This window comes from Paenibacillus sp. FSL W8-0194, assembly GCF_037969745.1.
Taxonomy (GTDB): Bacteria; Bacillota; Bacilli; order Paenibacillales; family Paenibacillaceae; genus Paenibacillus_AQ; species Paenibacillus_AQ cookii.
Window position 1 is genome coordinate 2,880,390 of the sequence record NZ_CP150205.1, and the last position, 12,275, is coordinate 2,892,664.

Sequence of the window (12,275 nt, forward strand, 5' to 3'; positions counted from 1 at the left end):
TGCTACCGCACATCCATCGCCCAGCTGCTCGGCGGTGGATAGACGGCAATTGACGAACCAAGTGTCGAGTGGTGACGAGAAGTATATTGTCATTGGAGGACTTCGGCTCCTGGATATGGACCGAATGATAAAGTTGAAGAAACACTTTTGCTTCTGGAGGACAAAATAAAAAGCTAGTTCATTGCGCTAACGGGATACGATAGTTGAATAAACGACCATGAAGAAGCTGCTGGTGCTGATCGGCAGCTTCATTACGCTAACGGGCAGGTTTACGCAACAAAGTTCGGGTGTCGGGGGACAAGAACAAGAACTTGTACCGATTGCCGGAAAGGACAAGAACATGAGCCGATTACCGATTAGATAAGCATTTAACTATTGATCAAATTTATTAAGCAAACAAGCAGGGGGAGTTGAATAATTCGCTAATACTTTACAGATGGAGTTATTAGATAAGACGTTAGCTAAAATCCCCTGAGAGCGTAATGATAGGAGCATACACAATGAGAACACTAATAATCAGTGATATACATGGAAAGATAAACTCATTTTATTAGGTAATTATGTGGATCGGGGTCAGATAGTAAAGCAGTAGTTGACCGTGTTATTGATTAAGTTAGAAATTATGATGTTATCGCATTACGTGGAAATCATGACCAACGGTTTTATGATATCGTAAATAGTGATAGTAAGGAAGTTATAACAAAGTTTCTAGAGCATGGTGGAATCCAACTATTCAAAGCTATTGTGATTTGAAAGCTGATATCACCGAAGAAGATACGATACAAGCAAGTGAAACATTACGAACCAACTTTCAGCAGCATGCAAGTTTTCTTGGTCAACTGGAAGAAGCTCGGAACGCTGAGAAAATGAAAATCTATAATAAGTTGTCTTACGTGTATATTCCGGATGTTTATTGGGATTTCACGACCACAAGGGTGTTAACCATGGAGTATGTGGATGGAGTCCCGTTATACGACCAAAACCGTCTGATAGACGCAGACTTTGACCGCAAGCAGCTTGCCCAACGCTTGGCAACTGCTATATTTAGTCAAATATTAGAAAATGGTTTTTTTCATGCCGACCCCCATCCGGGTAATGTGATGGCACTACCGGACAGTAGGGTGGCTTTTTTGGATTGGTCGGAAAGCTGCCGTATCATTTAAAAAAACACTTTGTCTCCCTTTCCCATATGGGGGTTATTCCCGACGATGTGGATCACGATAAGTTGTATGAAGATGTGAATGAAATGCGTCAAAAATATTATCATGTGCCACTGAATCAAGTCAGTGTCGGTATTGCAGTACAGGATTTATTCCAGGTTGCCTACAATCACCGCATCCACATTCCAAACGAAATGACCTTGCTTGGCAAATCGATTCTGACTATGGAAAGTGTAGCAACCTTCCTTGATCCAAATATTAGTGTGGTTGATGTCGCGGAGCCGTTCGGGAAAAAGCTGTTTTGGGACCGATTAAATCCATTCGTCAACCGTCTTTCGTTTAGCATTGTACTGCTGGCATTAAGCATTGTGATACTCGGATTAATAGTTGGCGGAGCCATTAGCGGTACGGTATCCCCGATTATTGGAAAAGTTCCGATCGTTGAGATCAGCTTCTTCATTGCGCTGTTAATGATTCTTTGGCTCCTTTTTGCGATTTTTCGTCCAGGGCGTTTTTAATGATTGGTGAAACGAGAGTGGTGCTGTCCTTTGCTTCATGGACAAGGGTCAAGGCGTTATTGGACATCTGCATGACTGTAACTCCCCAAGACAGCCCTGCACCGAAACCTACCATCATGACTAGATCACCTGGATGGATTCGTTTTTGCTCGACGGCCTCCGCAAGGGCGATCGGAATGGAAGCAGAGGATGTATTGCCATATTGATGAATATTGGCAAAGAATTTATCCATTGGAATCCCTAAACGTTCAGAAGCACTTTGAATGATGCGAATATTTGCCTGGTGGGGAATAATAAGGGCGATGTCCTCAAGTTGAAGTCGAAGCTGCATCAACGTTTCCTGGATAGCTTGCGTGAGTATGCGTACACCAAACTTGAAGATTTCGCTTCCTTGCATCGTTATAGGACCTTTCGGTGGGGCATGAAGCAGCCCGGGCTCGGCTTGTTCAGACTCCAGACGGAAAAAGGCTGGATACGCTGAAGACTGCTTTTGGAGCACGACTGCCCCGGCACCATCTCCAAACAGCACAGCTGTTCTTCGGTCTTGCCAATCAATGAGCGAAGACATTTTTTCGGCGCCAATAATGAGTACATGTTCATAAGTTCCGGAAATAATAAATTGGCTGCCGACAGACAAAGCATACGCAAAACCTGAGCAGGCTGCGGAAAGGTCGAATGCCGGAGCGGTGCTCCCGAGCGCCTGCCGCACTAGACTGGCGGTAGATGGGAAGGCATAGTCAGGTGTGGAAGTGGCAACAATGATCAATTCGATATCCTCGACGGCAAGTCCGGTCTGCTGCAATGCTCTCGAGGCAGCGGTAACGGCAAGATCGGCAGTCAGCGCTTTATTCGGTGCGATATACCGTTGCCTGACACCTGTTCGCTGCTTGATCCAGTCGTCCGAAGTATTCAGTGTAGATGGCAAGGCTGAATTCGTCACCGGATTGTCGGGGACAAAAAAACCGCTGCCGATTATAACGGCTGTTGGCTGACTGGGAGTAGCTTTCATAAAATTGAACCTCCAAACAAGAAAAATAATGATATACAAAAGACCCAAAAACATCTTGCCCCTCACTTATGCAAAATTGACTCTGGGTGCTGAAGATGATATTATTTAATCACAAAAAACCAAAAAACACAATTGTATCGTGCAGATGAACCTGTGCGCTTATGGGTTAACAGGAAAAAGGGAGAGGAGGATGGCATATGCCGATGTCGAAGCGAAGATTTCAATTTTTGAATCAACTTGTAGAGTTATATCAAAAAACAAGGTTACCGATTCATTATGAAACATTAGCTAAGGCTGTTGGTGTCAGTAAATGGACGGCTTATGATATGTTGAAAGAGATTGAAAAGTCCGGATACGTCATGCGCAGTTATGAAGTGAATCCGAACGAAACGGGCCGATCCCAAGTGATGTTTACACCAACGGATAAAGCGACAGATCTGTTTAAGCAGAAGTGCTCCAATGCACAAGAGAACGAAAATTGGGAAGAGAGCGCGCAATCTATTCGAAAACTGATACATGATTTGAAACATGCCAACGTTCAGAACTTGCTGCAGAAGATGCTGGATGACATGCCGAATAGACGATCCAACCTGGAATTTTGCGGGTATATTTTGGGCATTCTAATAGTATATCTGAAAAAGGTTGGAGGGAAGACAGAATCAGTAATACAACTGCTCATTAGTAAAACTTCAAGCCATCACACTAGCTTGCTGATATTTGTAGGCACTGTACTGGGGACGGTCATTCAAACGATGAGTGATGAAATAAGCAGTGGAATGACGGATTTGGTTGGCGAATATTTGGGGATGATTAGTAATTTATCCAATGGTGAGCAGAAATTGCTATCTGATTTTATAAAAGAGGCGCTTGCTTAGAAGCAAGTTTGTCTTTCGGACAGTTTTTTGGTCTTTTGGGTATTTTGGCGAAAGCGGGGCACGGAGGATAACTATAAGCTGAAATATTAATGGAAGGGATAACAAATGAAATGAAAAAAATAGGACTCGTTTTAGGCGGAGGTGCCGTTCGAGGGCTTGCACATCTAGGCGTGCTGAAATCGTTTGAGAAACACGGAATTCCTATACACTGCATTATTGGAACCAGTATGGGAGGGGTTATTGGAGGAGTGTTCGCCGCGGGCATTGCCGTACATGAGATTGAACATACGTTTATCCATACTCCAAAATATAGGTTTCTCGATCTTGGTTTATGGCAGCGGGGCTTGCTAGCCGGCAACGGAATAAACCAAATGGTTGGTGCTTTGCTCGAACAGCAACATAAAGCTGGCCTAAATATTGAGCAATTCCCGATAAGCTTTAAAGCAATTGCGGTAGATTTGATGGAAGGCAAGCAAGTTACGTTAGATAAAGGCGATCCGAGGATAGCGTTGAGAGCGACTTCAGCTTTCCCAGGTGTGTTTGCACCAGTATATATGGATGGCCAAATGCTGGTAGATGGCGGCGTGCTGAACAACTTGCCAGTTTCAGATATGAGGAAAGAAGATGTCGATTTCGTTATTGCGGTTGATGTTGCCCGCGAGCATGAAAAGAAACCGCCCCGCAACATGATTGAAGTGGTCTATCGCTCGTATAGCTTGATGACAGCAGAGCGGAAACATAGCAGCCTGCATATGGCCGACCTCGTCATCCGGCCTGAAGTAGGCCAGTATGCGGCATTTGATTTCACCAAAACGATAGAATGCATCGCTGCGGGTGAAGAAGCTACCGAATCCCTTATCCCTAAATTAATGCAGATTCTTAAAGAATGATGGGGAAAAATTGAAGGAGGTGAGGCCATATAGTATAAATGGAGGATGTTTAGTATTATAAATGATTTCTTTTATTATTTTGTTTTTGGGTCTTTTGTGTATTGGAGGAATAATACAAAGAGTGGAGTGGTATTAATAAATGTTTAAAAATGCTTCAGATAGTATAGGCAAGTGGATATCCAAATACGCAGTATGGGTGATTGTGGTAGTCTTAATACTGACAGGCGTAATGGGGTACGGATTAAGCCAGATAGAAATTCGTACGAGCGTTAATATGCTGTTATCGGATGAAGACCCGGTAGCTGTGAATAACACCAGATTTCAGGAGAAATTCGGTGGGGAGAGCCTGATTTTGCTTGTCCAGGGACAAAAGTCGCAATTATTCGATTCCCATTCCTTAAACATACTGAATGACTTACAAACCAAACTTAGTGGAGTAGATAAGGTCTATTCAGTCACAAGCCCGATGTCCTTGGCGGAAGCTTTTGCCGAACAAGCCAATAAGCAATCCGAGCAGATGGAACAGCAGATAGCCGGGGCAATAAAGGAGGCTGCAGGACAAGCTGCGGCGAAGGCAAAAGAAAGTGGCGGTGATGAAGCGGCACAAGCCGATGCTGTAGAGCAGGCGAAAGCTCGCGTGATGCAAGGGGTTCAGGAAAAGTACGGAAAGCAATTATCGCAAATGGAAGCAATCGGAGATTTAAGCGTGTCGAACGACAAGTTTGTTCGCTATGCGCTTCTGGACGAGAATGGACTGCCGCAACCGACTGTCGCTCAGCTCCTTCCGGAAGACGGCAATAACATGCTGTTTCAAATTCAATTGGATAGCGGGTTGACAATGCAGGAAATGGCTACCGCCACAGATGAGATTGAACAGATTATCGCCGACCATAAGATAACGGAAACGAAGACGCTTTTCTCGGGCATACCGGCGATCTCCAAGACCTTGGAAGATTATATTTCAAAAGACATTGTGACCATGCTACTTACTGTTATTGTATTGATGATTGTGGTACTTGTGCTTGTCTTTCCGGTACGTTCTCGTTTGTTGTCGTTGCCAATCATTCTGGTAGGAATGATCTGGACGTTTGGATTGATGGGCTACATGGGTATGCCTTTAAGTATTGCTACTATGGCTTTGTTACCAATATTGATTGGACTTGGTACCGACTTTGCGCTGCAATTCCATAATCGTTATGAGGAAGAAGCAGTTAAATCGGGGGATGTTTTAAAAGCGACAAAAAATACTGTAAGCCATATGGGACCGGCGGTGGGAATTGCCGTCATAATTATGGCGGTAGGCTTTTTGACTCTTCTGTTCTCCGACATGCCCATGATTAAAGATTTCGGTTTGATGTTGGCCATTGGTGTGGTCATTATGTATGTGATGGGGCTGGCATTACTTTTGCCTGTGCTAGTGGTCAGGGATCGTAAAGGGATTCGCTCCAAACAAAGAGCGTCCGGAGGCGTAGTGGAACGTGGCTTGGCCGCATTGGCAAAATCAGTGGTTCGCAAGCCAGTTTGGTTTCTCATTCCGCCTGTTCTGATTGCGGGTATCGGTTTTGGATTGGATCACAAGCTCAATGTGGAAAGCAACATCGAAAAGTTGATGCCCCAGGATGCACCGGCCTTGCTGGCCATGAATGAAATAAGGGAAGTATTGGGCAGTACCATGACGATTGACTGGATGATCGAAAGCGAGGATGTCAGAAACCCGGAAGTTCTGCAATGGATTAATAAATTCCAAAAAGATAGTGTAGAAAAATATGCAGAGATAGAAGATGCGTCCAGTATCGTGAATGTGCTGACTGCCTTGCAAAGCGATATTCTTGCGGCGGACCAGAAAACAATCGAAGGCGTATATAGCCAAGTGCCTGAAACTATGACTTCGCCATTTGTATCCGCAGACCATCGGATGGCCCGCGTGACCTTTACTTTATCGGACATCGATACAAAAGCACAAGAAAAGCTGCTTGCCAAATTGGAGGCGAATCTGGATGCCCCTGACGGGGTAGAGGTTCATCCAGTAGGAATCCAAGTGCTTCAGGTCAAAAGCTTGAATGGGCTTACGGATAGTAGACACACGTCACTGATAAGTGGGCTGCTTGCAATCCTGATTGGACTGTTCGTCGTTTACCGTAACCTAAAACGGGCCTTCTTCCCACTTTTGCCGATCATATTGGTCAATGGTTGGTCGGTAGCTTTGCTGTATGTGCTGGGGATCGCCATTAACCCGCTCACAGCGGTTTTGGGTGCTCTGGTACTTGGCATCGGTACGGAGTTTACGATTCTACTGATGGAACGTTATTTAGAGGAAAAAGCAAACGGTCTTACAACGGAGCAGGCTATTACGACAGCGATGACCAAGGTTGGCCGTGCGATTTCGGCTTCCGGACTTACTGTTGTAGGCGGCTTTAGTGCACTGATTTTTACAAATTTCGAAGTCGTGCGTGTTTTTGGGATATCGACCGTGCTTGATACCTTACTGTGCTTGATTAGCACGCTTACTGTATTGCCGGCGATTATTGTGTTGGTGGACAAAGACAAGGCAATGTTAAGGACACTCAGTCATGAGTCCAATAATAGTGATTTAGTAAAGTAATACTCTTGGCTTGACTTTCATTCCCTGAAGCAATGACGGTTAGGTATAGGCACTGTCCTTGGACAGTGCCTATTAGATATTAATACAGTTATGATATTTGATTTAGAAGACAATCTCAGTTGAATATCATTTTAAAGGAAGCGTCTGTAGGTGATTGTCATTCAAAATAAAAAATAACTCGAATTCGAGATATTTATCTTGCGATGTTATCAATTGAGTGGTAAAGTGATAATAACAGAAGGGAGTGACAAACAATATGCAACAAAATACTCGCGGGTCATTAATATGGCTAAGACTCACTCGATTCACACATCAAAGTAACCTGCTATCAAATGATTTTTTAAAACAATTTGATTTGACAACCGCACAATTTGATGTGTTAATGCAAATCTCAACATACGAGCCATTAACACAAAGTGAGCTAGCCGAGAAAGTCACGGTGACACAAGGTGGTATTTCGCGTATGCTCTCTCGCCTTGAAAAAGACGGACTCATTGAACGGAAGCAAGATTGGAAAACGAAAACGATCTCGTTAACGAATAAAGGACGCGAAAAACTAGATAATGCGTTTGACGCTCAGCTTGCGTTCCAATCTTCGTTCTTTGATGAGTGTTTATCTGAAGAAGAACAAAAAACTTTGTATTCGCTCATGTCACGTGTACAAAAAAATAGTGAAAAAAAGAAATTGCCGAACAGGTAATTTTTTTACCTCATCACTTGATTAATCAAATGATAATTAGGAGAAAAAAATATGTACACAATTCCAGGACATCATCATATTTCAATGATTACAAAAGATGCAAAACAAAATAACCACTTTTATCGTGATGTACTTGGTTTACGCCGTGTGAAAATGACGGTCAACCAGGATGATCCGTCGATGTATCACTTATTTTACGGGGATAAAATCGGAAGTGCAGGTACAGAGTTATCATTCTTTGAAATCCCACTCGTTGGACGCACATACCGGGGCACAAACGCCATTACCCAAATCGGTTTGCTTGTACCAACAGAAGCGAGCTTAACCTATTGGAAATCACGTTTTCAGGAGCATAATGTTCAACACAGTGACATCACAATGTACGCCAATCGACCTGCCATATACTTTGAAGATTCTGAAGGCCTGCGCATGGTGCTGCTTGTATCAAATGGTAGTAAAGCAGAACATTGGGAATCGTGGGAAGGATCAAATGTGCCCGCAGAACACCAAATTCAAGGCATGGGTTCAGTGGAAATAACCGTACGTAGACTAGATAAATTAGCAAGAACACTAACAGGGATGTTTGGCTATACGGAAGTATCACGTACGGAAGATGAAGGGATTTTCCAATCCGTACAAGGTGAAGTATTTGGCGAAATCGTTGTGAAATATTTAGATGGCCCTGCTGAAAAACCTGGGCGCGGTAGTATTCATCATTTAGCCATTCGTGTCAGAGATGAAGTAGAGCTTTCCTACTGGGACCAACAAGTACGAGCACGAGGATTTCATTCATCCGGCATTGTGGATCGCTTCTACTTTAAGAGCTTATATTTCCGTGAATCAAACGGTATTTTATTTGAAATTGCAACAGACGGACCAGGTTTCACAATCGACGGAGATATCAAAACACTAGGTGAAAAATTGGATTTACCGCCATTTTTAGAAGCTCGTCGTGCAGAAATTGAAGAAAATCTAAAACCAATTGAGGAGAATTAACTATGGAACAATATCGCATAGATCCATCAAAAGGTATGGAATTTGGACTATATTCATTAGGAGATCATATTCCTAACCCACTAACAGGTAAGCGTGTTACAGCTCAGCAGCGAATTAACGAATTAATAGAAGCCAGTAAACTGGCAGAACAAGCAGGTATTGATGTCTTTGGGGTTGGTGAAAGTCACCAGAATTACTTTACTACACAAGCACATACCGTTGTCTTAGGAGCCATTGCTCAAGCGACAAAAAGAATCAAAATCACAAGCTCAGCAACAGTACTAAGTGTTTCAGACCCTGTACGAGTGTATGAGGACTTCGCCACCATCGATTTAATTTCAGATGGCCGTGCAGAAATTGTTGCGGGTCGCGGATCGCGGGTAGGTGCCTATCACTTACTAGGCGTTAATTTACAAGATTATGAGGAAATTTTCGAGGAAAAATTGGAACTGCTCAAAAAAATAAACGAAGAAAATCATATTACATGGCAAGGCGAATTCCGTCCTGCATTACAAAATGCACAAATACTGCCACAACCTAAAAATGGCTCACTCCCCATTTGGCGTGCTGTCGGCGGGCCACCTGCAAGTGCCATTAAAGCAGGTTTTATGGGGATTCCAATGATGCTGACTACTTTAGGGGGACCAGCAATCAATTTTAAACCTTCTGTTGATGCCTATAGAGAGGCGGCTGAACGAAATGGCTTTGATTCAAAAACATTGCCTATTGCGACAACCAGCCTATTCTATGTTGCAGATACAACAAAAGAAGCGTTACAAGGGATGTATCCGCATATTAATGGTGGATTCCAAGCTATTCGCGGTGGCGGTTATCCAAAACAACAATTCGCTCAAGCACCTGATACACGTGATGCATTAATGGTGGGAAGCAAACAACAAATTATTGAAAAACTGCTGTACCAACATGAACTTTACGGCATGCAGCGATTTATGGCCGAAATCGACTTTGGCGGTGTGCCTTTCGAGAAGATTATGAAAAACATCGAAATCATCGGGAACGATATCATTCCAGCAATTAAAAAATATACAGCCCAATAAGGAGAGATTGATATGAAAATCACTGTAATTTCGGGCTCAATCGTCGGTTCAAAAACAAAAACGGCCATGTCCAAAGTGGTTGAAATGATTGAAAATAAGTACTCTGAGCATGAAGTTACGCTGCTGGATTTAGCTGACTATAAAGTAGAATTTAGTGATGGCCGTAATTTCTTTGAATATGAAGGTGATACTAAATACGTTGCAGAGACGATCATGGGCGCTGATGCCATTATTATTGGTACACCAGTGTTTCAGGCATCTATCCCAGGTACGTTAAAGAATATCTTCGATTTACTTCCAGTAAACGCGTTTCGCGATAAAGTTGTAAGTATGCTTGTCACAGCTGGTACACCAAAGCATTATTTAATGGTGGAACAACAATTAAAACCTATTTTGGCTTATATGAAAGCACAAATTGTTCAGACATATGTTTTTATCGAAGAAAAAGATTTTTATCGAAAAGAAATTACCAATGACGATGTGTTATTCCGGATGGAGCGTTTGGTAGAAGATACAGTTGTATTAACTGAAACTTATAGAAGTATTCGTGAAGCTAAAGAGGCAAAATACGATTTTTAATATCTTAGACTAAATTTGAAAGGGGGAATCTTTATATAAAGGCAGGCTCCAAACAGTTTATTCTGGGGACTTGAAAAAATAGTGACTAAGTTTAGTGACAATTTCTCGTGGTTGAGTATAGCAGGGAAGAGAAGTCAAGAAAACTAGTGTTCCTCGCTGGGACGATATCGAAAAAATGAGGGATTTGTGTTTTCCTAACATAGCTTTTAAATACGTCCATATGGAAAATGGTTCCTTAAGTTCCGTTGAATTTCACTTGAATTTTTAAACCCGTTGATGATTAATTCCAACGGGTTTTATTTTTTATTAAAACGATAATGGGAAGAAATCTAAGAGGGAAAAGGGCAAATTACGGCAACCTCCGACAGAAAAGTCGAAATTATGTGTCGGGTGACAAAAACATAGTAACATTAGAGGCAGCTGATTATGCGTTTTTTTAAATTTATGTTATCAAGTTCTTGTCAATATACATATGTACAAAATACTAAGTAATGTTCAATGTTAGAACCTATGGAAGAAACATATGTGAGTCTTCATTTTCATGGATTGTGTCACAAGTTACAATAAACCGGATCGCTTATAGGGCGATTTTTTTTAATTTCAGAGATTTTTTATTTTTTGTCGAATGCAGTTGATTTTTATACAGGGAATATATGGTACTATATAACTATGAAATGTGACTCATTTTGGGAGCCCGCTGGGGTAAGATCACGAGTAAGCCTATAGTTGGAGATATTAAAATTTTCGCTTCATGAGTTGAAGCTGTAGGAACATTTATTCGAACCAGTACAGTTATATCAGCCTTTCTTATACATATAGAAAAAGCTGGGGCTATTTTCGAGGAAATAATCACTTATCTGACCTTAATCATAAAGTTGTTTCGGATAAATAGTCCGACTTTAAACTAACAACTCCAAAAAAATGCGAATAGACATTAAACCTTATATCTCAACCAATTTTTAGAATGATAGATATTAATTGAATGGTGAGTGAAAGTAAATGTTGAATGGATTAAAAATTCAATCACTGACTTCATGGTTATACAGCAACGTATCCGAGAATTTGGACAAGCAGTACAGACATAACCTGATAAAAGAAGAACCTTCATTTAGAGTCAATGTCATCGAAGATATAAAACCAATTATTCAAAAGGCTCATGACGATACCAGGTTCAAGCTCAGAGAATTCCTTCGGGACAACTTAGATCCCCTGGATGATTGGGACGATGATGTAGACCCGGCTGAAGGCTATCCAGAGGTATTAGATTTAACAACCTTGAAAGGTTATTTTGGAGAATTTTTTTCTGGAATCATAGCAGAGAATTTTGCTCCCTTTGGCGAAAATAACTGGAGGGTCCCAGTTTTTTCATTCAGATTTCACAATACTGCGTTTGATCAACTTGAAATGTACCGTCAGACTGGAAGCATGAAAAAAGCAACCTATGGACGCACTGGTGATGATTGCGTAGCCTTTGTACTGGAAGGTGATACCATCGTCAAAATCCTTTTCTTAGAGGCTAAGTGTACAGCAAAGTACGACATGAGTATGATTGCCGATGCACATACCAAAATTAGTAGCTCAAATCAGAAACCGGTTGAAATTATGCGACTTGTAGAGGTCCTAAAGGCTTATCGAAAGAATCCTGAGGCCAATGTATGGATAACTGCACTTCGGAAGTTGTACCTCTCAAGTGATGGGTTCGAACGGTTTGATTGCATTAGCTATGTATGTGGTCAATTCCCAAAAAGACCAAAAGATAAAATTAGCTGGATTGATCGTAATAAACCACACAAGAATTATCTTGGGGGAAGAAGATTAGAGGCTGTAGAGGTACAACTAACGAATGTAGACGAGCTTGTTAGGTTCTTGTATGGAAAGGAAGATTAAT

At 41.9% G+C, this 12,275-nt stretch carries 11 protein-coding genes; 10 read left to right on the top strand and 1 reads right to left on the bottom strand.

Going from position 1 to position 12,275, the window contains the following annotated elements:
* The first annotated feature begins 749 nt into the window (after positions 1 to 749).
* Both MKY58_RS12970 and MKY58_RS12975 read left to right on the top strand, forming a co-directional pair.
* Complete coding sequence (locus MKY58_RS12970; RefSeq protein ID WP_339324888.1) at positions 750 to 1,163, top strand: AarF/ABC1/UbiB kinase family protein; 414 nt, start codon at positions 750 to 752, stop codon at positions 1,161 to 1,163.
* A complete protein-coding gene (locus MKY58_RS12975; RefSeq protein WP_339324889.1) occupies positions 1,136 to 1,678 on the top strand; it encodes a hypothetical protein in 543 nt (180 codons plus the stop codon). The genes MKY58_RS12970 and MKY58_RS12975 overlap by 28 nt, the downstream gene beginning before the upstream one ends.
* Here the strand turns inward: MKY58_RS12975 and MKY58_RS12980 are convergent.
* Entirely contained in the window at positions 1,617 to 2,687 is a 1,071-nt protein-coding gene (locus MKY58_RS12980) for a beta-ketoacyl-ACP synthase III (protein ID WP_339324890.1), read from the bottom strand. The genes MKY58_RS12975 and MKY58_RS12980 overlap by 62 nt on opposite strands.
* A gap of 197 nt (positions 2,688 to 2,884) precedes the next feature.
* Between MKY58_RS12980 and MKY58_RS12985 the strand changes: the two genes are divergently transcribed.
* From MKY58_RS12985 to MKY58_RS13020, 8 genes are all read left to right on the top strand, one after another.
* Positions 2,885 to 3,562 (top strand): MarR family transcriptional regulator, encoded by a 678-nt coding sequence (locus MKY58_RS12985; protein ID WP_339324891.1) that lies wholly within the window; start codon positions 2,885 to 2,887, stop codon positions 3,560 to 3,562.
* A gap of 110 nt (positions 3,563 to 3,672) precedes the next feature.
* On the top strand, positions 3,673 to 4,452 hold the full coding sequence (locus tag MKY58_RS12990; RefSeq protein ID WP_339324892.1) for a patatin-like phospholipase family protein: 780 nt from the start codon (positions 3,673 to 3,675) through the stop codon (positions 4,450 to 4,452).
* A gap of 139 nt (positions 4,453 to 4,591) precedes the next feature.
* Positions 4,592 to 7,054 (top strand): hydrophobe/amphiphile efflux-3 (HAE3) family transporter, encoded by a 2,463-nt coding sequence (locus MKY58_RS12995; protein ID WP_339324893.1) that lies wholly within the window; start codon positions 4,592 to 4,594, stop codon positions 7,052 to 7,054.
* Positions 7,055 to 7,310: 256 nt separating this feature from the next.
* Positions 7,311 to 7,754: a MarR family transcriptional regulator gene (locus tag MKY58_RS13000; RefSeq protein WP_339324894.1), complete on the top strand. Its 444-nt coding sequence runs from the start codon at positions 7,311 to 7,313 to the stop codon at positions 7,752 to 7,754.
* A 51-nt stretch (positions 7,755 to 7,805) separates the two neighbouring features.
* Positions 7,806 to 8,750 carry a ring-cleaving dioxygenase gene (locus MKY58_RS13005; RefSeq protein WP_339324895.1) on the top strand — a complete coding sequence of 315 codons (945 nt, stop codon included), beginning with the start codon at positions 7,806 to 7,808 and terminating at the stop codon, positions 8,748 to 8,750.
* Between the two features lie 2 nt (positions 8,751 to 8,752).
* Positions 8,753 to 9,808 carry an LLM class flavin-dependent oxidoreductase gene (locus MKY58_RS13010; protein WP_339324896.1) on the top strand — a complete coding sequence of 352 codons (1,056 nt, stop codon included), beginning with the start codon at positions 8,753 to 8,755 and terminating at the stop codon, positions 9,806 to 9,808.
* A 12-nt stretch (positions 9,809 to 9,820) separates the two neighbouring features.
* On the top strand, positions 9,821 to 10,387 hold the full coding sequence (locus MKY58_RS13015) for an NADPH-dependent FMN reductase (RefSeq protein WP_339324897.1): 567 nt from the start codon (positions 9,821 to 9,823) through the stop codon (positions 10,385 to 10,387).
* A gap of 999 nt (positions 10,388 to 11,386) precedes the next feature.
* The gene (locus tag MKY58_RS13020; protein ID WP_339324898.1) at positions 11,387 to 12,274 is read left to right on the top strand and encodes a hypothetical protein; all 888 of its coding nucleotides are present in this window, start codon (positions 11,387 to 11,389) and stop codon (positions 12,272 to 12,274) included.
* Position 12,275: the final 1 nt, after the last annotated feature.